Source organism: Posidoniimonas corsicana (assembly GCF_007859765.1).
In the GTDB taxonomy this organism is placed as follows: Bacteria; Planctomycetota; Planctomycetia; order Pirellulales; family Lacipirellulaceae; genus Posidoniimonas; species Posidoniimonas corsicana.
Genome location: NZ_SIHJ01000005.1, coordinates 194,989 through 220,728, shown reverse-complemented (window position 1 = coordinate 220,728; position 25,740 = coordinate 194,989). Strand labels below are relative to the sequence as shown.

Genomic DNA, 25,740 nt, shown 5'->3' with positions numbered 1-25,740 from the left:
CGCCCATGCCCCCCCACCCGCACGACCCCCCACCAGCAGGGGCTCCCGCGCCGCCCGACCAGCACCGCGCCGCCGCGCCGGCCGCCGTCCGCTGCGCGGTGGTCACGGTGAGCGACACCCGCACCGAGGCCGACGACCGCGGCGGCGCGGCGATCCTGGAGCTGCTGGACAGCTCGCCGCACACGGTCGCCGAGCGGCGGATCATCCCCGACGAGCCGGTTGCCATCGAGCAGCTTCTCGACACGCTCGCCGTCCACCAGGAGGTCGACGCGGTGCTGCTGACCGGCGGCACCGGCATCGCGCCGCGTGACAACACGATCGACGTGGTCGAGCGTCTGCTCGACAAGACCCTGCCCGGCTACGGCGAGCTGTTCCGCATGCTCAGCTACCAGCAGATCGGCCCCGCCGCGATGCTCAGCCGCGCCACCGCCGGTGTGATTGGCGGCAAGGTGCTGCTCACCATGCCTGGCAGCCCCAACGCGGTGCGGCTGGCCATGGAGAAGCTGATCCTGCCGGAGCTGTCGCACCTGGTGGGCCAGGCCCGCGGTGGGTAGTCCTTCGCGTTTCACTACTCGCATTCGTCTTCTCCCCAGCCCATGGCGCTGGCCTTCGGCTAGCTGCGTGTAGCTAGCAACGTGTTCCCACACACCCCGCTAGCACCCGCCGCATTGACCTAGCCCGCGCCGCCGGGATTGCCTAGGCTCCCCGCTCGCGCGCCGGCCTGCGCGCGGAGCCTCCGACTTTCTGCCCGTGCCCAAGGAGGGGCGCCGTGCGACGTCTTCTATCACTCCTCGCGCTCAGCGGCCTGTTCGGCGGCGGCTACATGTTCACGCAGGGCATGAGCCTCAAGGATCTCAGCCGCGTGGTGGCGGCCGGCCAGAACGCGGTGCAGCAGGCCTCGCAGCAGCAGGGGCAGGGCGTCGGGCCGGTGGGCTACCAGCCGCAGGCGCCGCCGTCGCCCAGCTCGGCCGGCTACGTCCCCTCGCAGCCCGCGCCCGGTTCCACCATCAAGATCGCCAGCTACAACATCGAGAAGTTCGGCGACAAGAAGGCCAGCAACCCGTACGTGATGAGGACGCTCGGCGCCATTGTCCAGAACCTCGACCTCGTGGCGATCCAGGAGGTCACCACGCAGGACGAGTACTTCATCGACCGGTTCCTCGACCAGTACGTCAACAACACCGGCCGCCGCTACTCGCGCGTGGTCGGCCCGCGGCTCGGCCGCAGCAGCTACAAAGAGCAGTACGCCATCGTCTACGACACCGCCAAGCTCGAAATCAACCCGCAGGTGCACTACACGGTCGACGACCCCGACGACCTGCTGCACCGCGAGCCGCAGGTGGCCATGTTCCGCACCCGCGGCGCGCCGCCCCAGCAGGCGTTCACGTTCATCGTGATCAACATGCACACCGACCCCGACGAGACCGACGTCGAGTTCGACGCGCTCGCCCAGGTCTACCAGCAGGTGGCCCGCAACGGCGTCGGCGAGGACGACCTCATCCTGCTGGGCGACCTCAACACCAACGTCAAGGCGGCCAGCCCGTACCGCAACGAGCCCGGCAGCCGCAGCCTGCGGCCGTCGGACCTGGGCGGCCTGGGGCGGCTGACCTACCTGTACCCGGTGATCCGCGACCAAGCCACCAACACGTCGGGCACCAAGCTGAACGACAACCTGCTGATCCACCGCGGCGCCACCACCGAGTTCACCGGCCGCTCCGGCGTGATCGACGTGCAGGGCGTGTGGGGTTTGTCGCCCGACCAGGCGCAGCTGGTGTCCGACCACCTGCCGGTGTGGGCCGAGTTCAGCATCTACGAGAGCGGCGACCCCGGCCGCATGGCCACCCGGCCCACCCAGCCGACACGCTGACCCTCGCCGCCGCTCCACGACTTTTGTCCCTTTTGGCGCTATCGATTTTTAGGGACAAAAGTCGGGCCTCACCTCAAGCCCGCTGGCTCGTTCCACCCTTGTATAGCAGCGTTGATCGCTCCCTTCGCGTTCTGCGGCGGCCGACTCTTGTCCACCCGGCGCGCCAATAGGGACAAAAGTCGGACCGAACTTGCCGCGGCTATGGACCGCCGATCAGCGATCTATCGCACCCTGCGTACGCCTATTGGACCGCGCGGCGTGGCCGGTTTCTACAGTAATCTTGGAGGCCGATAGAGGGATTAAAATACGTAGGTAGAGTTTGGTGATTGCGAGCAGCTAGACTATTTTCAGACACTAGTGCAACTCAGCAGATCGCGGTCGGGCGTGAAAGCGAAAAGAGATGGGCCACCTGATTTGCTAGAAGAAACCTTAGCCCAAATGCGACGCGCGTTTCCAATGGGGCGCTTTGGAACGCCGGCAGATCCAGATCTAGTCAATGAGGTCTACAAGCACTTTCCCAATGCTCCAGAATCACTTCGGGAGCTTTGGTTGACGTGTGATGGGATCGAACTAGGACTCGAGGATGAAGTTGCAAGGCTCTATCCCGTTTCTCAGGTATTGGAGAGGTTGAGTTGGTGGCTAGGTGACGGCAATAGCATCCATGCCGTGCTGCTTCCACTAACTGACGACGGTAGCGGAGACTTCAGTTGTGTTCACTGCGGGGATTCGCCGCTGAGAGGCTGCGTCGTCTTTCTAGAGCAGCACTGGACGCCCGACTATCTTCTTGCGGGTTCAGTTCCGGCGTATTTGAGATTTTGGGGAGAAAAATGTAGAGCCACGTTTCTCCCAGATGGAACGAGAGACCCCAGATATGTTCCGCCCAAGCTAGAGCAATGGCCGTTCTTGGGCACACCGGAGCTGAAGCACCCGTGGCCATTCGACGAAGCCTGGCTTCGCTCAAATGACGCCGCCGCCGAGCGGATACTCGCGGATCCAGCTCTTCGCAGCTTCTTCGAGTCGCAGGACAACCTGCAATAGAAACACGTCTTCGGCAAAGGGAGACGCGTGCTTGTCAAAAGGTCCTACCAACGAGGGGAAGGGAGCCGGCCCCAAAGGACCGGCTCCCGGTGAGAGTCAGATTGTCACGAGCGTTACTGCCGCGCGGTGCGGGTGTTGTTCCGCTCGTTGGTTTCCGGCACGCGGTTGCGCGGGTCGATCTGCGCCCGCACCATCACGCCCTGCGTGGACGACGGGACCACAATCACCCGCCGCGTCTGGCCGGGGTGCATGGCGGGCACGTTGAGGCTCTTGGCCAGCAGCAGCCGGCGGCTCTGCACGTCGTGCACGTTAACCGAGACGCTCGTCGGGGGCGACATCGCGAACCCGCCGTTCTTCACCTGGATGGCGATCCCCTGGCCCAGCGGGCCGATCTGGCCGATCTGGAAGTCGACCTTGGGGAGCCCCTGGTTCTGGCGGGGTTGTTGGGCTTGGGCGCCCGGCAGGCTGCTGGCGGCGAGCACCAGGCCGGCCAGGGCAAACAATACGCGTTGCATCGAAAGATTCTCCTTAGGTTAGGTAGTCGTGTGCGGCCGGCGCCGTGGCCGGCCATGAGTAACGGGTAAGTGCCCGCTCGTACGCAGGCGCCGCACGCCTGTTACGAGTCGGTAGAGAATCTCCGCTGGGTTTGCCAGAAGCGAGGACGCACCGCAACCAGCGAACCCGCGCGGTGGCCCGCGGTGCACTTAGCCTGCTGCGTCGCCTTGAAGACGCGGCGCCCTGTGAATCACCAGCTTGGTAGTGCGGGCGGCATACGCGGTGGGGGCGTTGTTCCAGTCGGCCGTCAGTGTGGTGACCCGCTCGGCGGGAAAGTCGTTATCGGCGACGAACTGCAGCAGTTCCGGCAGCGCCGGCCTGACGTGTGACACCCCGATCTTGAGCGTCGCGTCGTTGGCGTACATGTGCATCAGCGGGAGCCTGGTGCCGGGTGACAGGTAGTAGCCGACCGGCGTGCACACGCCGCCGGGCCTGAGCAGCCGCAGGGCCGACCGCACCCCGTCGGCGCGTGAGGAGGCTTCGACGGCGATGTCGTACCGGCCGGGCAGTCGGTCGGCCAGCGACTTCCGGCTGGCCGACTTCAGCGGGATCACATCGGCGCCGAACGAGGACGCGATCTCGAGTCGCGCGGCGTCGTGGTCGATGTAGTCGACCTTAGCGGCGCCGTGCGCGACGGCCAGCCCCGCCGCATAGAGCCCGATGCTCAGCGCGCCGCCCCCCAGCACGACCACCGATCCGCCGGGCCGCTCCCGTAGTGGCGGCACGATACACCGCCAAGCGTCCGCCAGGTTGTCGCTCGCCGCCGCAACCCGCAGCGGGTCGACCCCGGCGGGGACCGGCGCCAGCATGTGGTCCGCGTAGGGGACGCGCAGCTCATCGACAACCATGCCCCCCCAGCAGCCACACTTGGCGCCAAAGCCGTAGGCCGCGAGGACTTCTGATCGAGTGGTCGAGCACTTCGCCGTTAGGCCCCGCAGGCACTCGGGACAACCGCCGCACGAAACCGCCCAAGGCACGACCACCACCTCCCCAACTCGGCGACTCCGAACTTCTTCCCCCACAGAGATCACCTCCGCCACGCACTCGTGCCCGATCCCAAACGGCCCCTTGAAGGGCGCCGGGCCGCAGATCGAGCGGACCACAGGATCGATCAGCCCGAGGTGCATGCCGATCTGCATCGCACGCGTAACAGGGCGGTGGATCGGCAGCGTGTCGCCGTCGCAGCGACCGGCGACAAACGGGCGCACGATCGCGTCTTGCGGGTGCTGAAGCGTGGGTGGTTCCTTCTCCCGCCACTCCAGCCGTCCGGCCCGGATAAACTGCAGCTCCTTCAAGCTTGTCCTCCTGGTCTCTCGCGTTGCCATCTGTGGATTCGTACTGATTTGATAGTCGTCCGCGCGCGATCGGTCTATCGGTCACAGGTGTCTGAAACCGTAAGACGCGGACTTCCGACGAGCCCGGGCGGGTGAACCTTGCGTCGCGCCCGCCGCGCGTGATACTTGGTGAGTGTGAGCGCTAGGTCTGGCTAACGGTGCTCTCAGTGATCTGATCGTTCTCTCAACTTCTTTGTAGAAACCAGGCCACCCCGCGCGGTAGATTACACGCACAACTGAGGCATCCAGCCGAGCTCAGGGCGCACGCCGCCTGTGAGTATTGTGCAGAGCCCGGCCCGAGGGAGCGTCGCAACACGCGGCGCCCTTTGGGCCGGGCTTTTTTCGTGCCCTGAACGAATGGCTACTCGGGCGCCGGGGGCGCTCCGCGATAGCGGAAGCCCCCGACGCTTCCCCATTGCCGGCTCACGTCGGGGGCTTCCCTGCGGGAGCGCCCCCGGGCGCCCAAGCGGTTGTCGTGCTGGTCGCCAGAAACCTGATGGACATCAACTCAAACAGGAATCAAACCGTGAAACGCGTGATGAGAACCCTGGCCGAGGCTGCGCCGCACATCCGCGATGGCGACCTCCTGCTGTTCCGGCGGCGTGGGCTGATCGCGGCTGCGGGGCGGGGCGAACACTCGCACGCGGCCAAGGCTGTCCGCTGGGGCGCCGACCTGTACTGCGTGGAAGTCCGCGAGTGGCACGGCGGCCGCGCAGTCACGCTCGCCAGCCAGGTCCGCCGCTGCCCGGCACGCATCGACGTGTTCGCCGTCAACCCGCGCGGCCGCTGGACCGACTACGACCGCGCCGCCGCGGCCCGCTGCATGCGGCTGCTGGCCGGGTGCGACTACGGCTACTGGTCGGTGCTGCGGGCGGCGCTGCTGCACCTGCCGCTGGTGCGGCTGTTCGTGCGGCCCGAGACCGAGGACCAGGCCGCCGCCAGCCGGCCGCCGTTCTGCAGCCAGGCGTGCGCGCTGGCCGACCGCGTAGCGGGCGGCGTCGACCCGGTTCCGCACCTGGCCGACCGCCTGACCGAGCCGGCCGACCTCGCCCGCAGCCCGTTCTACGAGTACCGATTCACCCTCAGCGGAGATGGCAAGTGACGCGCAACTACCAACGACAACGGCAGCGGCGGCTCGCGCTGACCTGCCTGCTGGCGGCCTGCTCAATCGCGGCCACGCTGGCGATGGTCGCCGCCTGCCGCGGCCAGTGCCCGGGTGGCCAGTGCCGGCCACCGGGCGGTTGGCAGTCCGCGCCAGCGCCGCAGCCGCGGTGGCGGGCTGTGCCGGTCGGCCCCAACATCACCGCTGCTGTGTGCCGCGTGCGGAACCGATTGGGCGGCGGCGACGCGATTGGCAGCGGCACGCTGGTGCACGTCGAGGCCGGCAGGGCGTACGTGCTGACCTGCCGGCACCTGCTGGACGACGGCGTCGGCGACCTCTCGGTCCAGTTCCCCGACGAAGCGGCGACGCCGGCCAAGGTGTTCGCCACCGACGACGCGCACGACCTGGCGGTGCTCGCCACAACGGTCCCGCGGACGCGTCCCGTCAGGGTGACCGAGTACGCCGACAGCCGTACGCTGGTCGCGATCGGCCTGGGCGGCGACGGCCGGCTCCGCGCGGTGCGGGGCGAGCTCGCCGGCCGCTCCACGCCGCAGGGCGCCAGCTACCCGAGCCTGGTCATGCACGGCGCGGTCCGCCCCGGCGACAGCGGCGGCCCGGTGCTGAACGAACGCGGCCTGGTGGTCGGCGTCGTGTGGGGCGCCCGCGGGCAGACCACCTACGCCACTGCCGGGCCGCCGCTGACAAAGCTGCTCGAGAAGCTGCCGCGAGACGAACCTGCGTCGACTGTTCCGCCGGTTGCAAGCGAGCCTCACATCGCCGCCAAGCCGGCGTCGAGTCCAAAGTGCGACTGCCAGTGTGAATGCTCGGGCGACTGCGTGCAGCGGAGCGAACTCGACCGCTACGCAACGCTCAGCGATCTGGACGAGCTAAACCGCCGTTCGCCGGGCGGCTCGACGCCGGCGTCCAGCGAACAAGGCGAGTGGATCGCCGGCGCGTTGGGCACGCTGGCGGCGGCGCTAGGCGTGGGAGGTCCGTTGGGCGTGGCGGTGTTCGCCGCGCAGCTGCTGTTGCGTCGCCGCATCTCCCACCGCCGCGGCCCGGGAGGTCCGCGGGCCGGCGGGTTTCAGCCGGAAGCAGGAGACCGATCAGCAGCGCTACGAGTGGAGCCAGCAGCAGAGCCGGCCCGTGGCCGTCGATACCCCTCCACCGCCCCCGAACGTGCTGCGTGAGACGCACTACGTTCCCTACGAGAACGACCGCTTCGCGAAAGCCCACCAGTGGGCCAGCGAACAGGTCGCCCGCAAGTTTCCCGGGGCGGTGGAGGTCTTGACCACGCTTGATTCGTTGATCAAGCAGCAGATGAACGCGGAGTGAGGCGAATACTCCCTCCCCCGTTGGGGGAGGGCCGGGGTAGGGGGAAGCGGGTACACGGGGCGCCCCCACCCTAACCCTACCCCACAGGGGGAGGGGCTTTGATTCCGCCGAGGCGTAGCTCGCCGGCTACTACCAACCACCCACCACCCACCACTCCCCACACACCAACAAGGAACCTACCAATGCCAATCACCAACACTGACGCGGTCCTCTGGTACAACGTCGGCGTGTTCGGCGAAGCGGGGTACGCGGTGCCCAACTGGTCGAACGACGTCGGGAGCCTCAACCCGCAGGTGCTCGACTGGGTCGAGCTGGTGGGACGCAACCTGTTCCACATCATGCACCACGAGGACGCCGACCTGCGGATCCCGCCGTCGATCAACACCTGCAAGCGGGTGCACAAGCTGTACCTCCGCGCGGCCAACGTGCTGGCCGGTAGGGCGGTGCCGTCGGGCGTGGACAATATGGAGGTGACCCACGCGCGGCCGGCCGGCGAGGTGTTCCGCGTGTACCCGGTGCCGTACTTCAAGGTCCGCAACCCGTTCCTGCGACGCTGGGCGGGGCTGATCCTGGTGTCGCTTTCGGAGGCGATGCAGCACACCGAGAACCGCAAGGAGATGGAGATCTCCACCGCGTTCGCCGGCACGGTCGGCCAGTACGTGAAGCGGGTCTACACAAACATGGCGATCGAGCTGTTCGGCAAGACCCGCGAGGCGGCCATCGCCGACGGCTTCGCGCTCACCGACGCGGATCTGGCGGCCTACAACCCGTCGGCGTTCTTTACCGCCACCGAGATGGTCGACACCGTGCCGCGGCTGGACCGCGTGTTCACGGAGGACCGCCTGGAGGTGCTGGCCGAAGGAATCCCGGTCACCGAGCTGCCGGCCGACATCAGCCCGTGGCCGACCAACCTGACGAACTTCTACAGCGGCATTCGGAGCGACGGCGTCATGCCGGGCACTACCAACGCAGGTGGTGCGTCGACCGCCGCGCCGATCATCCCGCCGGCGCCTTAGGCGCCTAGGTCTCCCTCCCCCTTTGGGGGAGGGCCGGGGTGGGGGTGAACAGCGGCAGGGTCTGCCCCACTGCACCCCCACCCTAACCCTCCCCCAGAGGGGGAGGGGATTGATGCCACCCCAAACCCCCCGGCGCGACCGGCGAGGCGTGGCTCGCCACCAACCACCAACCACTAGCCACCAACCACCAAATGACCCGCATCTCCTACGACCGTGTACGGCTGGCGCCCGCCGATTGGGGCGGGCTCTGCTCGCTGGCGCTGACCGTGCTGATGCTCGTCGGCGCGACGCTCTACAAGGTGCACGACGCCGCGGCCGCGGTGCGGGCGCGGCAGGCGCGGATCGACGCCGAACTCGGCCACCTCGACGCGCAGGTAAAACGCCTGCAGCAGGACGTGCGGCTGCTCCTACGAAAGGACGAACAATGAACGTGCGAGATTGCATCAAGGACCTGCGCCGCGTGCGTGCGGGCGAGCTCCTTCCTCATCCGCTCAATTGGCGCACGCACCCCGAGCGGCAGCGGGTGGCCATGGCCGCGGCGCTCGGCGAGCTCGGCTACGCCGACGCGCTGGTGGCCCGTGAGCTCCCCGACGGGTCGCTGCAGCTGATCGACGGCCACCTGCGGGCCGAGCTGACGCCCGACGCCGTGGTGCCGGTGCTGGTGGTCGACCTGGACGAAGCCGAGGCCCAGAAGCTGCTCGCCACGCACGACCCACTCGCCGCGTTGGCGGGCGTCGACCGCGGGGCGCTGGCTTCGCTGCTGGAGAACGTCGACACACAGAGCGACGAGCTGCAATCACTGTTCGACGTACTCGCCGAGCAGGCCAACCCAACGGGCGTCGACGTGCCGGCCAACCTGCCGGACCTCGACATCCCCGAGACCTACCAAGTGGTGGTCGACTGCGCCGACGAGGCCGAGCAGCAACAGGTTTACCAAGCTATGCGAGAGGAGGGGCGCAAATGCCGCGTGTTGACACTGTAGTCGAGTGCCCCGTGCACGACTCGTTCCGCGTGCAGCAGGCCGCCGGCCTGTTCGACGTGCCGCTGGCCGACCGGGCGAGCGAGCGGTTTACAGTCGACCTGCCCGACCTCGACGAGGACTGGCGGATCGGCCTGATCGTCGGCCCCTCGGGCAGCGGCAAGACGACCGTCGCAAGGAGGGCGTATGGGGATCAGCTCTTCGAGTCCGCCGACTGGCCCGCCGATCGCGCAGTGGTCGACGCGTTCGCGCCGCTCGGCGTCCGCGACACGGTCGGGCTGCTGACCGCTGTCGGGTTCAGCTCCCCACCATCCTGGATCAAACCGTACAGGGTTCTCTCGCGCGGCGAGCAGTTCCGCTGCGATCTGGCCCGCGCGTTGGCGATGGCGGGAGGCAACTCCGCAGGCCAACAGCCTAGAGCCAACAGCCAACTCGTCGTTTTCGACGAGTTCACCAGCGTCGTCGACCGGAATGTGGCGCGGGTCTGCTCGGCGGCGGTGGCCAAGGCGATCCGCGGTGGGCGGGTCAACAAGCGGTTTGTCGCCGTGACCTGCCACTACGACGTGGCGCGCGCTGGCTGACGCCCGACTGGACGCTCGACATGGCCGACCGGCGGTTGGCAAGGGGGTGTCTTCGACGACCAGCCATCCGACTGGAGATCCATCGCTGCCGGCTGGAGGCGTGGCGGCTGTTTGCGCGCCATCACTATCTGACCGGCTCGCTGGCGCCGCAGGCCCGCTGCTACCTGGCGACCTGGGACGGCGCGCCCGTGGCGTTCTGTGCGACGCTGCCGGTGATTGGGCAGAAGGGCCGGCGGCGGTTCACTCGCATTGTTACGCTGCCGGACTACCAGGGGATTGGAATCGGCTCGCGCGTGGTCGAGGCGGTGGCGCAGCTGCACCGCGAGGAGGGCTTCCGCATCAGCGTCACCACCAGCCACCCGGCGCTGATCGGCCACTGCCAGCGGTCGACGCGTTGGCGGACGTCAGGAGTGAAGCGGAATCGCCAACGCACCCCCAAGACCCACCTGCACCCCAATTACCGCGACTGCAGTGGCCGGATGGTGGTTTCATTCGAGTACACCGGTCCCGTGGCTGGCGCCGCGGCCTAATCAGCCCACGGCGCCAGCCACGGGACAGCCAACCAAAGCAAGTACCTATGCACAACCTCACCGAAACACAGAAACAAGATCTCAGCCGCCTGGCCGCGGTGGGCTGTCGCCGCGCGACCGCGGCGCGGTACGTCGGCTGCACGCCGCAGCAGATCACGGCCGCGGCCGCCGCCGACCCGGCGTTCGCCGGAGAACTCCGCCGCTCCGAGGCCGCCATCGAGCTGGCGCACATGCGGTGCGTGATGCGGGCGATCCAGGACGAGAAGAACTACCGGGCCGCCATCTGGTGGCTGGAGAACGCCGCGCCGGAGGGCTACCTCCGCCGCGCGACCGACGCGCTCTCCAAGCCCGAGCTGACGAAGCTGCTGGCCGCCGTCAACGACGCCATCCAGCGCGAGGTTGCCGGCGACGCCGAGCGGGTGCGGCTGGCGGCGCGTCTTGGCGAACTGGCGGGCGGCCCGCCGAGCTCGCAGGAGGGGCGTCAATGACCATGCACGGATCGAGCATCCTTCCGGCCGATTGGTCGACCGAGCGGGTCGCCCGGGCGCTGCACGAGGTATCGCGCGCGATCTCGGTGTCCGACGCGGCCGAGGAGAAAGAGCCCGAGGACTTGATTGCCTGGGGTCGGAGCTACCTGCCGCGGCACTTCAGCAAGCCGCCGTCGGCCATGCACCGCTGGCTAGGCCAGCAGGTCGACGCGATGCGCCACACGCGGGGCGTGAAGGTCAACCTGATCGGCCCCCGCGGTGGCGCCAAGAGCACCGTGGGCACGCTGGCCGCCGTGCTGCGGGCCGCGGTCACCGGCGGCGAACGGTACATCTGGATCCTGTCCGCCACCGAAAGCCAGGCCAAGAACCACCTGCACAACCTCAAGCAAGAGTTGGCCGACAACCCGCGGCTGCGGGCGGCCTACCCGGCGGCCGCACGGACGCCGCGGTGGTGGCGGGCGTCGTCCATCCGGCTGAGCAACGATGTTGTGATCGAGGCGTTCGGCGCCGGTCAGCGGCTCCGCGGACGCAGGATGGGCGCCGCGCGTCCGAGCCTGATCGTTTGCGACGACATCGAGAACGACCAGCACATCGACTCCGCCCGGCTCCGCGAGAGCAGCCGCCAGTGGTTCTTCGGCACGCTGCTCAAGGCGGGCGACGCGCGGACCAACGTGCTCAACTTGGCCACGGCGCTGCACCGCGACGCGCTCGCCCCGCGGCTGCACACCTCGCCCGGCTGGGCTTCGCGGGTGTTCGCTGCGGTTCAGGCGTGGCCGACCAACCAGCCGCTGTGGGACGAGTGGCGCCGACTGTACTGCCTGCCGGTCGACGACGCACCGCAACAGGCCGAGGCGTTCTACCGCGAGCGCCAAGCCGAGATGGACCACGGCGCCCGCGTGCTGTGGCCCGAGGAGGAAGACCTGCTGACGCTGATGCGGCAGCGCGTCGAGGGCGGCGAGACCGCGTTCGAGCGCGAGAAGCAGGGCCGGCCGATCGACCCCGAGCGGTGCGAGTGGCCCGCCGACTACTTCGGCCCGCACGCCTGGTTCGACGAGTGGCCCGCCGGCCTGCGGCTGCGCGTGTTGTCGCTCGACCCGAGCAAGGGCGCCGACGCGCGGCACGGCGACTACTCCGCCTACGTGCTGCTGGGTGTGGGGGAGGGCGGGGTGCTGCACATCGACGCCGACCTCCAGCGCCGCCCCACCGCGCAGATGGTGGCCGACGGCGCCGCGCACCTCCAGGCGTTCCGCCCGCAGGCGTTCGGCGTCGAGTCGAACCAGTGGCAGCAGCTCTTGGCGGCCGAGTTCCAGACCGAGCTGCGCCGCCGCGGCCAGTTGGGCCGCTCGATCGCCGAGATCCACAACCACACCAGCAAGGCGATGCGGATCCGCCGGCTGGGGCCGTACCTGTCGCAACGCCGGCTCCGCTTCCGCCGCAACTCCCCCGGCGCTCGGTTGCTGATCGAGCAGCTGCAGGACTTCCCGCTCGCCACGCACGACGACGGCCCCGACGCATTAGAGATGGCGGTGCGCCTAGCGGAGGAAGTTTGGCGGGGTGGGTAGGTGGTAGGTGGTTGGTGGTTGGTGGCGAGCTACGCCTCGCCGTTCGCGCCGAAGTCGAGATTGCCTATCTAACCTTTTCCTCTGACAGGAGGGCAGCGGTTGGCGGCGCTGTGTGCCGCATGTTCGATCGACAGTGACTCACGCTCATTGAAGGAGCCCAAGCATGTCCCAAGTTTTCCCCGATGTCGAACCCACCATCAACAGGCTTCGCCAGCGCCTCAGCGAGGCGTGCGACAGCCTGTGGGACGACTTTGTCGACCCCCGCGACGCCTACGCCGGCGACGGTGGGGAGTGGTGGCTGCCGCTCGCGGCTGCCGGCCGGTCGCGGGCCGATGGCCCGCTCGACGAGTTGGGGCTGTCGCGGCTGCGGGAGGAGTGCCGGCGGCTGGCGATCGGCAACGAGTTCGCCATCAACGGCCACGAGAACCGCGTGAACTACCTGGTCGGCGCCGGGCACGTGTACCTCGCCACGCCACGCAAGGGGACGCACGCGTCGGACGAGCTCGCCGGGCGGGTGCAGGCGGTGATCGACGAGTTCCGCCACCAGAACCGCTGGCAGAGCCGCCAGCAGGAGATCGTCCGCCGCCTGGACCGCGACGGCGAGGCCTTCCTGCGGTTCTTCACCGCCGGCGGCCAGACGCACGTGCGCTTTATCGAGCCTGACCAGGTCGCAGCGCCGGAGCGGGCCGCCCGCGACCCGCGGGCGCGGTTCGGCGTGGTGACCGACCCAGCCGACGTCGAGCGGGTGCAGGGCTACTACGTCGACGGCCGCTTTGTGCAGGCCAACCAGGTGCAGCACCGCAAGGCGAACGTGGACGCCAACGTGCGGCGTGGCCTGCCGCTGTTCGCCGCGGTGCGGAGCAACCTCCGCCGCGCGGAGCGGCTGCTCAGGAACATGAGCGTCGTGGCCGAGGTGCAGTCCGCCATCGCGCTGATCCGCCGGCACCGCACCGGAACGCGGGCGGGCGTCGAGCGTTTCGCCGATGAGACCGCCGCCCAAACCACCGTCGACTCCCAGGGCCGCACCCAGCGGGTCACGCAGTACGGCCCGGGCGCCATCCTCGACGCGCCGGCCGGGCTGGAGTACGAGTTCCCCGCCACCGGCATCGACGCGTCCCGCTTCGTGGCGGTGTTGCAGGCGGAGCTACGGGCGATCGCCGCGCGGCTGGTGATGCCGGAGTTCATGTTCACGAGCGACGCCTCCAACGCCAGCTACGCGTCGACCATGGTGGCCGAGGGCCCCGCGGTGCGGATGTTCCAGCGGCTGCAAGCGACCCTGGTGCAGGACGACTGTGAGGTGATGTGGCGGGTGATCGACAACGCCGCCCAAGCAGGCCGGCTGCCGCGCAACGTGCGGGAGCTGATCGAGGTGCAGGTCACGCCGCCGTCGCTCGAGGTGCGCGACCCGCTCAAGGAAGCCAACGTCAATAAGATCGCCCACGCGGTCGGCGTGCTCTCCCCCCAAACCTGGAGCCGCCGCCTCGGCCTGGACTATGACCAAGAGCAGATGAACCTGGCGATGCACGCGAAGCGCGGGTAGTAGTGGTTGGTGGCTGGTGGCAGGTGGTGGTTGGTGGTTGGTGGTTGGTGGCGAGACAGGCTTCGCCTGTCGCCCCAGTGTGGAGTCGAACCCCCAGAATCCCGCGCTAGGAATCGCACTCCAGTGCCGTTCCGAGCAACAAACTTGTGCCCTAAAACTATCCCTGCACAACATATTGATTCGCCCCATTTCTTTGTAGAAACCGGCCACCTGATCGAAGATCTTTAGGGCATGAGAACAACCCACACGACAACACGAACGCGGGCGGAAAAGGCGAGCCATGCACAGGCGGTGCTCGCCGAGATGCTGACCAAGGTTGCCCGGCCGGGCTACTTCGGCGCGGCGACCATGACGGTCACCCTGCAGGACGGCCATGTTCAGCAGGTGAAGGTCACCACGGAAAAACAGATCAAGGTTTAGGAGGCCAAGTAACTCCCTCCCCTGTGGGGGAGGCCGGGGTGGGGGTGAGCACCGGCAAGGTCTGCCCCACTGCACCCCCACCCTAACCCTCCCCCAAAGGGGAGGGGAGCAATCGACGGTATCGAACGAGCCTGACACCCGTCAGGCATCCCCTTCGAGCCCACCCTGGCGCCCGCGCGGCGTCTCGGTGGGCTTTTTTTGTGCCCCGAGCGAGGAGAGCCATGCCCGAAGTCAACGAGAAACCACGAGCCCTTCAGGAGTACGTCGACTCCCGCGACCAGACGCTGCGGCTGGACCGCGCGGCGAGCGTGCTGCGGGGCGTGAAGCTGCTGGGGCTGACGTCCCGCAACCAGCGCCGGTACCAGGAGCACGCGCTGCGGCGGGCGGCGCCGCTGTACGAGGGCGCCCGCGTCAACGTGAACCACCCGGCGGGCGACCCGCTCGCCCCGCGCGACTACCGCGACCGGTTGGGCGTGATCCGCGGCGTCGAGCTGCGACCCGGCGAGGGGCTGTTCGCGGCGCTGCACTTCAACCCGAAGCACCCGCTGGCTGAGCAGCTTGTGTGGGACGCGGAGCACGCGCCGCAGAACGTCGGCCTGTCGCACAACGTGCTGGCCCGCACCGCGCAGCGCGAGGGCCAGACCATCGTCGAGGCGATCGAGCACGTGCGGAGCGTCGACCTGGTGGCCGACCCGGCCACAACCGACGGCCTGTTCGAGCACCAGCGCAGCGCCGAGGCCGACCAACCGGGCCTGGAGGAGCAGGTGCGGTCGCTCACCGACGCCCTGCGGCAGGTGGAGCAGCAGGCCCGGGTCTACCGGCTGCTGGCCGAGCACGGCCTGCGTCCCACCGGCGATGGCGAGTCGGCCGTCGGCGCGGCGTTCCTGCACGCGTTGATGGAGACGGCCGATCCGGCCGTGCTCGAGCGGCTGGTCGTCGACCGTGCCCGCCTGCTGCAGGAGGCGGCCCGCGACAGCTTCGGCCCGATGACGCTCGCCCGCGAGCAGCAGCTGCTGGGCGACCCGTCGGGGCGGCCGGCCAGCACCAGCGACTTCGTCCGCGCGATCGGTGCGCCACGGTAACCGCGGCGCACCGAACTTCCCATTCCGTTCTCTCTAGGAGCTACAGCAGATGGCGAACACGATGCGATGGCGCTACGGCGCAACCAACCCGGTGGTGATGGCGGTTGACGCGGCCACCGAGATCGAGATCGGCGACCTCCTCTACCTCGAGACCGACGACGCCCGGCCGGCGGGCGACCTGTTCGACCAGGGCTCGGCGTCATTGAACCAGCAGTCCTTCCACAGCGTGTTCGCCGGCGTGGCGATGCAGCAGAGCGCCGCGGGCGACGCCAAGCCGATCCGCGTCGCGACGACCGGCGTCTTCGAGTTCGAGTGCGACGCCGCCACCTTCGAGGTCGGCGACCTGATCGGCGCTGCGGAGAACGCCGCCGGCGACGCGCTGGAGGACCAGAAGGTCGCCGCTGTGGGCGGCGTCAGCTCGGCCATCGGCCGCTGCGCCGCCAGGGCGCCCGACGCCGCCAGCCGCGTGCTCGTCGACCTGGTGAGCAGCATCGCCCGCGGCGGCGTGCAGGCCGTGGCATAGGAACTCCCTCCCCCTGTGGGGGAGGGGGGGTAGCAGCGACCAACCTACAACCATCCAAGGACCAACCATGCTGAACTACCGCGAACTCAAACGACGCTACGAACTCGACGGCGCGCGGCAGACCGTCGAGCACCTGACCACCGCGCTCGAGGAGCGGCAGCTCCGCCCGGAGGACTTCAGCCTGCGGGACCTGGCCGAGGCGCTCGTGCCCGACGGGCGGGAGTGGGTGCGGCTGCTCGACCCGCGGGCCGACGGCGTCAGCCTGCAGGAGGCCGGCGACGGCGTCGACGTAACCGCGTTCCAGAACGTGGCCGGGCAGGTCGTGCGGTCGAAGGTGCTGGAGGCCTATCAGCAGGAGGCGTTTGTCGTCTCGAAGCTGGTCGACAGCATCCCCACGCGGCTCGACGGCGAGAAGATCCCCGGCGTGAACCGCGTCGCGGAAACGATCGACGAGGTCGAACCGGGCATGCCGTACCCCAGCCTCGGCTTCGGCGAGGACTACATCGAAACGCCGTCGACCTCCAAGCGGGGCTTCATCGTGCCGGTAACCAAGGAGGCCGTGTTCTTCGACCGCACCAACCTGGTGCTCGCCCGGGCGGCCGAGGTGGGCGAGATCCTGGGCCTGAACAAGGAGAAACGGCTGCTGGATCTGCTGATCGGCGTGACCAACAACTACAAGCACAACGGCGTCGCTCATGACACGTACCAGTCGTCGAGTGAGTGGAAGAACGTGCTGGCGGGCAACGCGCTCGAGGATTGGAAGAACGTCGACAAGGCGGAGCAGCTGTTCGCCGACATGCTCGACCCGGCCACGGGCGAGCCGGTGCTGCTGCGGGCCACGCACGTGGTGGTGATGCCGGCCGCGCGGCACGCGGCGCACCGCGTGTTCAACGGGTCGTCGATCGCGTACACGGACGCCGCCAGCCAGACCACCACCACCGCCGCCAACCCGCTGGGCAACTACACGGTGAAGGAGAGCCGGCTGGCGTACCGCCGCGTGATCGCCGCGGGCGAGACCGCCGAGGACGCGCAGAAGTGGTGGTTCCTGGGCGACCTGCGCCGCGCGTTCGCCTACATGGAGAACTGGCCGATCACCGTCACGCAGGCGCCGATCGGCAGCGAGGCCGACTTCACCAACGACATCGTGCTCCGCTTCAAGGCGAGCGAACGGGGCGCCGCGGCGGTGCTGAACCCGCGGTACGTGGTGAAGTGTACCGGGTAGCTCGTTTTTCCCTCCCCCAAAGGGGGAGGGAACTGAGGTCCCCCTCCCCCGCGTCGGGGGAGGGGCTAGGGAAGGGGGTCTTCTCACTGAAAGGATCGTTCATCCATGCCAACGGACACCACCCAGCTGCAAGCGATCCGCGCGCAGACGCTCGACCAGATTGAACAGATCCGCGGCGACCCCAAGCCGACCTACTGGCTCGACGGGCAGCGGGTGCACTGGCAGGAGTACGTCGAGTCGCTGCAGCGGACGGTCGACTGGTGCGACCGCAGACTGTTTGAGTGCGAGGTATTCGAGGTTCAATCACGGGGAGGGGGCGGCTGATGGTTCTGCTCAACGCGGACGACGATTTTGTGGAGGTGATCGACGGGCTGGAGGGCGTGACGCTCGCGCGGGCCGCCGGCGGCACGGTCGAGATCGATGCGGCGCGGCTGGTCGACCGGTCGACCAGCGACGACCAGCCGCCCGGCGGCGGCGTGCTGATCGACGACCTGCTGTGGGACCTGCCGATGCCCAGCGGCCAGGACCCGCCCTCCGTGGGCGACGACATCCTGCACGGCGGCGAGGTGCACGTGGTGCTGAAGGTCGAACGCCGGGGGCCGGGCAGGCGGTGCCGCTGCGCCGCGCGCTGGATCGAGGTGAGCGAGCAGGTCGGCGTGCTGGTCGACCTGCAGAGACCGGTGTGGGAGGACCTGGGGTCGGGGCCGGAGGTCACCGGCTGGAGCACGATCGCCGAGGACGCGCTGGCGCACATCCAGCCGCTGGCGGTCGACCACGACTACAACGCCGCGCCGACCGACACCGCCAGCACGTTCACCGTGTCGCTCTCGGAAGTGGAGGACCTGGAGCTGTGCGAGAAGGTGGTTGCGGCCGACGGCGCCGAGTACCGCGTCGACCGGATCCTCGACGACGGCCGCCTGGACGCGCTGCCGGTGCTGCAGGTCACGCGGACGCTGGCCGCGGCGTGAAGCTCCCTCAGCGGCGTTTCTTGATGGGCTCGATGTTGCAGACCTGGCGGTCGATGCTGGTCACGCGCTGGTGCAGCACGTTGATCAGCGCGGCCAGCACGTCCGCCTGGTCGGACTCGAGCACCAGCCGGGCGCGGTCGATCAGGTCGCGGTTCTCGTTGAGCCGCTGGGCCTCGCGGAGCACGCCCTCGGCGGTCAGCGCGCCGCCGACGCCGAACCGGCTGGCCAGCTCCGCGTAGTCGGACGGCGTCCAGTCTTCGAACAGGTCGGGGCGGGCGGCGGCCTGCTCGGCCACCAGCGGGTTGGTCGCCAGGTCGAACGCCTCGGCGGTCATGCCGGTGGGCGCGGCGAACAGCTCCTCGGACGCGACGCCGAGCGACTCGGCCAGCCGCCGCACGGTCTTGGCGTGCGGCTGCTTGACGCCCCGCACGATGCCGCGGATAGTCCGCGAGTCCAGGCCCGACGCCTCGACCACGTCCTCGTAGGTCAGCCCGTGCTTGGCCATCAGCCGCCGCACGTTGTGGGCGACCAGGGCCGTGGAACCGAGCGGAGAGTTGGCAAGATGGCTCAAAGCAGGCATGCTGGTCGGGGTGAGCCGGCCGCCCGACGGGCGGCCTGGGACGATATACAAAAGTACACTCGGCCGCAGGGGACGTCAAATCCGCGCGGCGTCCGGCACGCGGATCGTGCGGGACCGCGACGCGAGTTCCTTCCTTGCCCCTTACGCAGTCAGTGCAGCAACCCACGATACAGCAACAGCTTAACGCGGCCGCCGCGGCGGCCGTTCGGTCGGTCGGCGTGATCGGCGCCGGCAGCTCGGGCCTGGCGGTCGCCAAGAACCTGAAGCAGGCGGGGCTGCCGTTCGAGTGCCTGGAACGCGAGGACCAGCTCGGCGGCAACTGGTGCTTCGGCAAGCCCCACAGCAGCATCTACCAGTCGACGCACCTGATCTCGTCGAAGCAGCTCACCGAGTACACCGACTTCCCGATGCCCGAGGAGTACCCCGAGTACCCGGGCCACCGCCAGGTGCTGGCCTACCTGCAGGACTACTGCCGGCGGTTCGGGCTCGACGAGCACATCCGCTACAACTCTGGCGTGCGCAGCGTCGAGCGCCATGCCGACCACGGCTGGCGCGTGACGACCGAGAGCGGCGAGACGCGCTGCTACAGCCACCTGGTGATCGCCAACGGCCACAACTGGGACCCGCGGCTGCCGCAGCTGCCGGGCGAGTTCCACGGCACGGTGCTGCACTCCAGCGACTACAAGACGCCCGACCAGCTTCGCGACCGCCGCGTGCTGGTGGTGGGGGGCGGCAACTCGGGCTGCGACATCGCGGTGGAGAGCTCGCGCACAGCGCCCTCCACCTGCCTCAGCTTGCGGCGCGGCTACCACATCCTGCCGAAGTTCTTCCACGGCACGCCGATCGACGTCTGCGGCGAACGCGGCCTGTGGATGCGGATGCCGCTCTGGATGCGGCGGCTGTACGCCAAGGGCGTGTTGTTCCTCACGCAAGGCAGCGCGCAGGCGGTCGGCTTCCCCAAGCCGGACCACAAGCTGTTCGAGTGCCACCCGGTGATCAACTCGACGGTCGTCGACGCCGCGCGGCACGGCGACCTGCGGGTCGTGCCGGACGTGGTCGAGCTGCTGCCCGGCGGCGCGCGGTTCTCCGACGGCTCGACCGGCGACTTCGACCTGATCGTGTTCGCCACCGGGTTCAAGATCTCGCTGCCGTTCATCGACCGCGCCGAGCTCAACTGGCGGGACGGCGCGCCGCGGCTGTACCTCAACGTGTTCCACCCCCAGCGGGACGACCTGTTTGTCGCCGGGCTGATCCAGCCCGACAGCGGGCAGTTCGGCCTGGTCGACTGCCAGGCGAAGTGCATCGCCGCGTACCTCAAGGGCCTGCACCAGGGCCGCGCGTCGGCAGCCGAGCTGCAGCGCGTCAAGCAGACCGAAACGCCGAACCTGTCGGGCGGCGTGCGGTACGTCGACTCCCCCCGCCACGCGGTCGAGGTGGAGCACCACAGCTACCGCCGGCGACTGGAGAAGCTGTACCGCCGGTTGTCGCGGCCCTGAGCCGGAGGAACGCCCGGCGTATGCCTATCCGCTGTCGCGTGTAGGCATGGCGCCCGGCTGGTAGTCATCACTTTTGAAGAGCACACGAAACAGGATTGCCCCGACCGAGGCCCAAATCAAAGTCGACGTCAGGTAGTGAAACCAATCGAACACCAACAAGTCCGAGGCTCTTTTTGGACATACACCAACTGGGAGGCAGAACACGACAATGTACTCGAATGGATACGCTATCATGTAGGCTAGGTACCTTGCTGGCTCAGGGGTGCAAAAGAACGGATCGTCCACCGCAACAAGCGCAAAGCAATAGAACGCCAAGCCTGCCGCCACTCCGGCGGTCCAATGCTTGTACCATCTTGGGCGCCCAGATCCGCCCCCGGCCAACGGCGACTGACTAGGCTCATACGGGTTCAAAACCGCCTCCCGTTCTTTCATAACTCTCTGGAGCATGAGCCGCTCTCGACCAGCGCAATGGATCGGCAGAGGAACTGTCTCAATCTACCCCCTTGCCCCTACCGCACGAAGGTGGCGTATGGCTAGCTTGCCCGACTTGGATAGCTGTCACCTGTCGCCTACCTTCGCCGATGCACTCCTGACGGTTGTTGGCAATTATAACACCTACTTCGTACCCGGCTTCTCCACTCGCAATTGAGGCATCGCGATGACCGAGTTCACAGACGCCCAGCAGCAGCTCATCGACGTCTGGGAAGAGCACACGGCCGCCGAGTTCGAGCGGAAGGACGCGGACGCCGCCGTCGAGACCATGACCGATGACGCCGTGCTGATCCACGTCCCCGTCAGCACCGGCGCCCGGGGGAAAGAAGCCGTGCGCCGGTTCTACCGCGACATCTTCATCCCGCAGTCGCCGCCGGACTTTCGGCTCGAGTTGATCACGCGCAGCGTGGGGCAGGGCCGGGGCATCGACGAGTTCATCGTGCACTTTACCCACACGGTCCGCATGGACTGGTTTGCGCCGGGGATTGAGCCGACCGGCCGCAGCCTGTCGATGCCGCACGTTGGGATCATCGGATTCAACGGGACCAAAATGTGTTCAGAGCACATCTACTGGGATCAGGCCGCCGCGCTGGCCCAGCTGGGGATTCTCGACCAGACGCTCCCGCTGCTCGGCCCCGCGCAGTGCGACCCGCTAGTCAACGAAAACGCCCCGTTCAATCAGCTCATCCAGCGGCTAACTGCCTGACGGCGTTCAGCTATTCCCATTTGATCTCGCACGCGAAGGACCCTTCCCATGACCGAGCTGGAGACCTGGGTCGAGAAGCAGAAGATCTACGAGCTGTGCGCCCGCTACACGCTGACGCTCGACCGTCACGACATCGACGCGTGGGCCGAGTGCTTCACCGCCGACGGCGTGTTCGGGTTCGGCGACCACGGGCTGCGGGGCCGGCAGAAGATCGCCGCCTACGGGCGGGTCCACCAGCAGCTAGGGTCGCGGCACCTGAACACGTCGCTGCTCTTCGAGATCGACCCGGGCGGCGAGTCCGCCACGGGCAGCTCGACTACGGTCGCCACGTTCGCGACGCGGCAGGGCTACCGGGTTGCGTTCCTTGGCCGCTACGAGGACGAGGTCCGCAAGGTCGACGGCGCGTGGCTGTTCGCGCGGCGGTGGGTCGTCGCCGATCAACTGCCGGACGACCCCTCGTTCGACCTGCTCGGCGCCGACCCGGCGCTAGCGCCGCTGGTGCAGCGGCTGGTGGACGCGTATCGGGAACTAGGTGAGCCGATGTAGTTGGCGCCCAGGAAGTCGCTCTCGGCTGCGGACTTCTATCACGGAAGATGTTGAGTAGCCCTGCCGGTCGTGAATCTGGGGGACCGTTCGAAGTACGACTGTTGGATAGGGGTGTTCGAGGTGGCGGAACTAAAAGAAGCGCGTTGCGTGCACCGCCATTGGATTGGCCGGTTCGTTGCCAATGAAATGACGAGTTGTCGCCCATCACAGGTGAATCCTAAGCCGCCACAAGAGACAGCTGGCTAATCAATATTGAGCCTTGACCCACACGACTTGATGCTGAAGCAGGTCGGATACGTAGTCTACGAACTCTCTCTTGAGAAACCACTCATTGAAACTGAACGCCAAGTTGCCGAAGCCGAAGGGTGGTGTGAACCAATCCGTGAAAGCCGTTGATGTGGAACACTTTGAGCACGTGAGCTGGTCGACGGCGCCAGATTCGTACCACTGACTGACCGGTCCGGCCCATTCAAGCGTCTCTGGGTCGAACTCATGCTGGCAGTTTGGACAGGCTAGTTCGAATCCGAGCTCACCCGTGTCATAGACATTGCGACCAATGGAAACGTCCATGCCACAAGGAAAGCAGTCATTGATACTATCTGCCGCGTCGAAGACTCTTGGCCCAGTGGCATATCGAGGACCGTCAGTGAGGTATTCGTGCGTCTGGGGAGTGGGCAGGGTGATGCCACGATCGCAGAGGTCCGCAACGACGATACGTGCAAGTTCGTCAGCTTCCTCCAGCGTGGCCTCGGTATCAACGATCGATTGGATAGATGTCGTCATTTTGGCATTTCAAGCAGCCTGACCTATTGATGCTCAGAACTCCAACGTCATCCCATCCTCAGCAACCACCAGCCCCGGGAAGATCGACTCGGCTTTGGTCAGGTCGAGCGGCTCGTCGGCTTCGCACATCGGGTTCATGTGCACCATGACCAGCCGTTTGGCGCCCGCCGCGGCGGCGTTCTGCGCGACCGCGGTCACGCAGCTGTGGCCGGTCAGCTCGGCCATCTCGTGCTGGTCGTCGTTGAAGTAGGCCTCGTGCACCAGCAGGTCCACGCCCTGGATGTGCTTGAGGTACGGCGCGTCGGGCCGCGCGGTGGTGTCGGTGACGTAGGCCAGGCTGTGGCCCGGCCTGTTGGCGCCAGGCCAGTCCAGACGGTAGCCGACCGAGCCGCCGGGGTGCTCCAGCGGGAACCACGTCAGCCGGCCGCCCTCGGGCAGGTCGAAGTGGCTGGCGAGCGGCACGGAGCGGAACGGCGGCGCGACCGGGAACAGCAGCTCGTTGAACAGGCACCGCCGGATCACCTCCAGCTTCTCTGCCTGGCCGTGCACGCGGATGTGCTGGGCGCCGTCGCCGTTGTACAGGTTCAGCAGGCAGGTGAGCCCGAACACGTGGTCCAGGTGCGCGTGCGTGAGGAACAGATCGAGCGACTCGGTCTGCAGGTGGTCCTGGATCTGGTAGGCGGCGGTGCCGGCATCGAGCACCACGCCGATCTCGGGTATCATCAGGCAGGCGGTGTGGCGGCGGCGGTTCGGGAAGTAACCGCCCGAACCGAGGAGAACAAGCTTCATCAGTCACCGCGCCCTAAGATGGTAGTACGAACCACTCTTCGGCAAGTCTAGCACGCCGCCCCCAGCGGCGACAATCAGGATGATCGGCATGACCCGACTCGGACGCGAGAGCGTGAAATCAGAGATCACCACCTACATCGCTCGGCAAGCACTGGAGGCGGGCGATTTCGGATTTCAGCTTGTGGATCGCGGATTGAAGTATGGCGGCCGCGACAACCACCGGATCCGAGATCCGCAATCCAAGATCCACAATCGCTTCCTGTCGGCCGCGCTGATGCTCATCTGCCTTGCGCCGCTTGCCCTCGCGGTCGGTTGCGGCTCAGGAAGCCAGCCCGCCAATCAGGAAGTGGTGGTCTACACGGCGCTCGACCAGGAGTTCTCCAAGCCGATCTTCGACGCGTTCACCCGGCAGACCGGCATCACGGTGAAGCCGAAGTTCGACGGCGAGTCGACCAAGACCACCGGGCTGGTCAGCGCGTTGATCGCCGAGAAGGACCGGCCCCGCTGCGACGTGTTCTGGAACAACGAGGCGCTGCACACGCTGCGGCTCAAAGAGCTGGGGATGTTGGCGCCGTACCCGTCGCCGGCCGCCGCCGACTACCCCGCCGACGCGCAGGGGCCAGCGGGCGCGTGGCACGGCTTCGCCGCCCGTGCGCGGGTGCTGATCGTCAACACCAACATCATTGCCGAGGCGCGGCGGCCCGACTCCATCAACGACATCATCGACGCCCAGTGGTACGACCGGGTTGGCGTGGCGAAGCCGCTGTTCGGCACCACCGCCACCCACGCCGCCTGCCTGTTCGTAGCGCTCGGCGAGGGCGACGCCAAGGACTTCTTCGAGGGCGTGAAGCGCAACGCGCGGATCCTGTCGGGCAACCGTCAGGTGGCCCGCGCGGTGGCTAGCGGGCAGCTCGCCTTCGGGCTGACCGACACCGACGACGCGATGCTGGAGGTCGAGGCCGGCGCGCCGGTCACGATCATCTACCCCGACCAGGACGACGACCAGCTTGGCACGCTGTTCATCCCCAACACGCTGGCGATCCTGAAGGACTGCCCCAACCCCGGCCCGGCGCGGCAGCTGGTGGACTACCTGCTGTCGCCGGACGTGGAGGGCCGGCTGGTGATGGGCCCCAGCGCGCAGATCCCGCTCAACAAGAGGACCACCGCCAAGCCCCGCGTGGAGACCCCCGCCACCGTCAAGCCGATGCAGGTCGACTTCGCCGAAGCGGCCCAGGCCTGGGACAAGGCCGCGGAGTTCCTGCGGGAAGAGTTCACCGCGGCGCAGTAGGGGCCGCTGAGCTTGGATTCGCCACGAATCGTCGCGGCTCTGCCGCGTTCAAATCTCCCTCCCCAGCAGGGGGAGGGATTGAGGCAGAGTGTAGGTTCCTATGCTTGATACAGTTTACCTGTGATCTAGCACGGGAGTTCGCGGCGGAGCCGCGACGCTTCGTTCACTGCGCCAGCCAACCACCAGCCACCCTCTAGTACCCATAGTGCGCCGCGGCGTGCAGCTTGGCCTGCTCTTCTTCGTTCAGGCCCTCGATCTTCTTGGGGCCGAAGCCGTGGTCGCGGGTGAGGTGGTTCCAGAAGGTCATGCCGCTGACGCCGGCCTCGGGGATCTCGACCGTGGCCATCCAGGTGCGGAGTTCCTCGGCGTTGAGGCTACGCAGCCACTTGCTGGGGGGGCGGCCGTGGCGGGCGCGGCGGACGGCCAGCGGCTCGCCCGGTTCGGAAGGCGGGTCGTCGGGCTCGGGAATCGGCTCCGAGTCGTCCATAGCGGTCTGCTTGCCGCGCCGCACTTCGACCGGGACCAACTCGTCAGGCAGGTAGCCGGTCTTCTCCGTGTACCGCTCGCCGGTCATCTTCTTGACTGGGGTCGTGATGCCGGTCACGCGCCACTCGCCGTCGATCAGTTCTTCGCGCTCGAACCACCGCCAGTGGCTGTCCTCGCCGAGGGTCCAGTGCTCGGCCGGGACCGCGTCCGCGGCGGCGGTGGGGTCGGCGGGCGTGGGCTTGGGTTCGGTCGCGCGCATCGCCAGCGCTGCTAGCTGGTCCAGGCCGTCGGCCCGCAGCTTCTCCGACAGGCCGAACAGGCCCATGCCTACCCAGAAGGCGAATCGTCGACGGTTCATGAGAGTGGTTTCCAACTTGTGGTGAGTGCTGGCGCCGCCCGCAAAGATAGTTCGCGGGACGGGGCGTGTCGCGT

The 25,740-nt window shown here is 67.9% G+C and carries 29 protein-coding genes; 23 read left to right on the top strand and 6 right to left on the bottom strand.

Annotation, left to right across the window (positions count from 1 at the left end; translation table 11 throughout):
- The first annotated feature begins 5 nt into the window (after positions 1-5).
- Both KOR34_RS24195 and KOR34_RS24190 read left to right on the top strand, forming a co-directional pair.
- Positions 6-554 (top strand): MogA/MoaB family molybdenum cofactor biosynthesis protein, encoded by a 549-nt coding sequence (locus KOR34_RS24195; protein ID WP_146568709.1) that lies wholly within the window; start codon positions 6-8, stop codon positions 552-554.
- Between the two features lie 215 nt (positions 555-769).
- Complete coding sequence (locus tag KOR34_RS24190) at positions 770-1,867, top strand: endonuclease/exonuclease/phosphatase family protein (protein ID WP_146568708.1); 1,098 nt, start codon at positions 770-772, stop codon at positions 1,865-1,867.
- 1,151 nt (positions 1,868-3,018) lie between these two features.
- Here the strand turns inward: KOR34_RS24190 and KOR34_RS24185 are convergent.
- Together KOR34_RS24185 and KOR34_RS24180 are read right to left on the bottom strand one after the other, a co-directional pair.
- Positions 3,019-3,420: a CARDB domain-containing protein gene (locus KOR34_RS24185; protein ID WP_146568707.1), complete on the bottom strand. Its 402-nt coding sequence runs from the start codon at positions 3,418-3,420 to the stop codon at positions 3,019-3,021.
- Positions 3,421-3,609: 189 nt separating this feature from the next.
- Complete coding sequence (locus tag KOR34_RS24180; RefSeq protein WP_197531712.1) at positions 3,610-4,755, bottom strand: zinc-dependent alcohol dehydrogenase; 1,146 nt, start codon at positions 4,753-4,755, stop codon at positions 3,610-3,612.
- 454 nt (positions 4,756-5,209) lie between these two features.
- Between KOR34_RS24180 and KOR34_RS26955 the strand changes: the two genes are divergently transcribed.
- From KOR34_RS26955 to KOR34_RS24100, 17 genes are all read left to right on the top strand, one after another.
- Positions 5,210-5,896 (top strand): hypothetical protein, encoded by a 687-nt coding sequence (locus tag KOR34_RS26955; RefSeq protein WP_197531711.1) that lies wholly within the window; start codon positions 5,210-5,212, stop codon positions 5,894-5,896.
- Positions 5,893-7,086, top strand: coding sequence for a S1 family peptidase (locus KOR34_RS26950; protein ID WP_197531710.1), 1,194 nt, complete (start codon positions 5,893-5,895; stop codon positions 7,084-7,086). The genes KOR34_RS26955 and KOR34_RS26950 overlap by 4 nt, the downstream gene beginning before the upstream one ends.
- Positions 7,076-7,231, top strand: a complete 156-nt coding sequence (locus KOR34_RS24170) for a hypothetical protein (protein ID WP_197531709.1) — start codon at positions 7,076-7,078, stop codon at positions 7,229-7,231. Before KOR34_RS26950 ends, KOR34_RS24170 begins: the two co-directional genes overlap by 11 nt.
- A 182-nt stretch (positions 7,232-7,413) precedes the next feature.
- Positions 7,414-8,247: a hypothetical protein gene (locus KOR34_RS24165; protein WP_146568703.1), complete on the top strand. Its 834-nt coding sequence runs from the start codon at positions 7,414-7,416 to the stop codon at positions 8,245-8,247.
- 191 nt (positions 8,248-8,438) lie between these two features.
- Entirely contained in the window at positions 8,439-8,675 is a 237-nt protein-coding gene (locus tag KOR34_RS24160) for a hypothetical protein (RefSeq protein WP_146568702.1), read from the top strand.
- Positions 8,672-9,229, top strand: coding sequence for a hypothetical protein (locus tag KOR34_RS24155; RefSeq protein ID WP_146568701.1), 558 nt, complete (start codon positions 8,672-8,674; stop codon positions 9,227-9,229). The genes KOR34_RS24160 and KOR34_RS24155 overlap by 4 nt, the downstream gene beginning before the upstream one ends.
- Positions 9,208-9,807, top strand: a complete 600-nt coding sequence (locus tag KOR34_RS24150) for an ATP-binding cassette domain-containing protein (protein WP_146568700.1) — start codon at positions 9,208-9,210, stop codon at positions 9,805-9,807. Before KOR34_RS24155 ends, KOR34_RS24150 begins: the two co-directional genes overlap by 22 nt.
- Positions 9,808-9,827: 20 nt before the next feature.
- Positions 9,828-10,337: a GNAT family N-acetyltransferase gene (locus tag KOR34_RS24145; RefSeq protein ID WP_146568699.1), complete on the top strand. Its 510-nt coding sequence runs from the start codon at positions 9,828-9,830 to the stop codon at positions 10,335-10,337.
- A gap of 47 nt (positions 10,338-10,384) precedes the next feature.
- Positions 10,385-10,825 carry a hypothetical protein gene (locus tag KOR34_RS24140; RefSeq protein WP_146568698.1) on the top strand — a complete coding sequence of 147 codons (441 nt, stop codon included), beginning with the start codon at positions 10,385-10,387 and terminating at the stop codon, positions 10,823-10,825.
- Positions 10,822-12,387 (top strand): phage terminase large subunit family protein, encoded by a 1,566-nt coding sequence (locus tag KOR34_RS24135; RefSeq protein ID WP_146568697.1) that lies wholly within the window; start codon positions 10,822-10,824, stop codon positions 12,385-12,387. The genes KOR34_RS24140 and KOR34_RS24135 overlap by 4 nt, the downstream gene beginning before the upstream one ends.
- 163 nt (positions 12,388-12,550) lie before the next feature.
- Positions 12,551-13,927, top strand: a complete 1,377-nt coding sequence (locus KOR34_RS24130) for a phage portal protein (RefSeq protein WP_146568696.1) — start codon at positions 12,551-12,553, stop codon at positions 13,925-13,927.
- A 231-nt stretch (positions 13,928-14,158) separates the two neighbouring features.
- A complete protein-coding gene (locus KOR34_RS24125) occupies positions 14,159-14,347 on the top strand; it encodes a hypothetical protein (RefSeq protein WP_146568695.1) in 189 nt (62 codons plus the stop codon).
- 221 nt (positions 14,348-14,568) lie between these two features.
- Positions 14,569-15,429, top strand: a complete 861-nt coding sequence (locus KOR34_RS24120) for a hypothetical protein (RefSeq protein WP_146568694.1) — start codon at positions 14,569-14,571, stop codon at positions 15,427-15,429.
- 49 nt (positions 15,430-15,478) lie between these two features.
- The gene (locus tag KOR34_RS24115) at positions 15,479-15,952 is read left to right on the top strand and encodes a hypothetical protein (RefSeq protein ID WP_146568693.1); all 474 of its coding nucleotides are present in this window, start codon (positions 15,479-15,481) and stop codon (positions 15,950-15,952) included.
- 67 nt (positions 15,953-16,019) lie between these two features.
- Positions 16,020-17,174: a phage major capsid protein gene (locus KOR34_RS24110; protein WP_146568692.1), complete on the top strand. Its 1,155-nt coding sequence runs from the start codon at positions 16,020-16,022 to the stop codon at positions 17,172-17,174.
- 105 nt (positions 17,175-17,279) lie between these two features.
- Positions 17,280-17,498 (top strand): hypothetical protein, encoded by a 219-nt coding sequence (locus KOR34_RS24105; protein ID WP_146568691.1) that lies wholly within the window; start codon positions 17,280-17,282, stop codon positions 17,496-17,498.
- Positions 17,498-18,142 carry a hypothetical protein gene (locus KOR34_RS24100; protein ID WP_146568690.1) on the top strand — a complete coding sequence of 215 codons (645 nt, stop codon included), beginning with the start codon at positions 17,498-17,500 and terminating at the stop codon, positions 18,140-18,142. Before KOR34_RS24105 ends, KOR34_RS24100 begins: the two co-directional genes overlap by 1 nt.
- A 7-nt stretch (positions 18,143-18,149) precedes the next feature.
- Here KOR34_RS24100 and KOR34_RS24095 read toward each other — a convergent pair whose 3' ends face one another.
- Positions 18,150-18,713: a helix-turn-helix domain-containing protein gene (locus KOR34_RS24095; RefSeq protein ID WP_197531708.1), complete on the bottom strand. Its 564-nt coding sequence runs from the start codon at positions 18,711-18,713 to the stop codon at positions 18,150-18,152.
- 161 nt (positions 18,714-18,874) lie between these two features.
- Between KOR34_RS24095 and KOR34_RS24090 the strand changes: the two genes are divergently transcribed.
- The 3 genes from KOR34_RS24090 (at position 18,875) to KOR34_RS24080 (ending at position 21,962) form a co-directional block, all read left to right on the top strand.
- Entirely contained in the window at positions 18,875-20,218 is a 1,344-nt protein-coding gene (locus tag KOR34_RS24090) for a flavin-containing monooxygenase (protein WP_197531707.1), read from the top strand.
- 658 nt (positions 20,219-20,876) lie between these two features.
- Positions 20,877-21,416, top strand: a complete 540-nt coding sequence (locus KOR34_RS24085) for a nuclear transport factor 2 family protein (protein WP_146568687.1) — start codon at positions 20,877-20,879, stop codon at positions 21,414-21,416.
- 48 nt (positions 21,417-21,464) lie between these two features.
- Positions 21,465-21,962, top strand: coding sequence for a nuclear transport factor 2 family protein (locus KOR34_RS24080; RefSeq protein ID WP_146568686.1), 498 nt, complete (start codon positions 21,465-21,467; stop codon positions 21,960-21,962).
- A gap of 246 nt (positions 21,963-22,208) precedes the next feature.
- Here KOR34_RS24080 and KOR34_RS24075 read toward each other — a convergent pair whose 3' ends face one another.
- Together KOR34_RS24075 and KOR34_RS24070 are read right to left on the bottom strand one after the other, a co-directional pair.
- Positions 22,209-22,745, bottom strand: coding sequence for a hypothetical protein (locus tag KOR34_RS24075; RefSeq protein WP_146568685.1), 537 nt, complete (start codon positions 22,743-22,745; stop codon positions 22,209-22,211).
- 33 nt (positions 22,746-22,778) lie between these two features.
- Positions 22,779-23,534: an MBL fold metallo-hydrolase gene (locus KOR34_RS24070; protein WP_146568684.1), complete on the bottom strand. Its 756-nt coding sequence runs from the start codon at positions 23,532-23,534 to the stop codon at positions 22,779-22,781.
- Positions 23,535-23,622: 88 nt separating this feature from the next.
- On the opposite strand from KOR34_RS24070, the gene KOR34_RS24065 reads away from it, so the two are divergent.
- Entirely contained in the window at positions 23,623-24,822 is a 1,200-nt protein-coding gene (locus KOR34_RS24065; protein ID WP_228714756.1) for an extracellular solute-binding protein, read from the top strand.
- 193 nt (positions 24,823-25,015) lie between these two features.
- Here KOR34_RS24065 and KOR34_RS24060 read toward each other — a convergent pair whose 3' ends face one another.
- Positions 25,016-25,666, bottom strand: a complete 651-nt coding sequence (locus KOR34_RS24060) for a hypothetical protein (protein WP_146568683.1) — start codon at positions 25,664-25,666, stop codon at positions 25,016-25,018.
- Between the last annotated feature and the right edge of the window lie 74 nt (positions 25,667-25,740).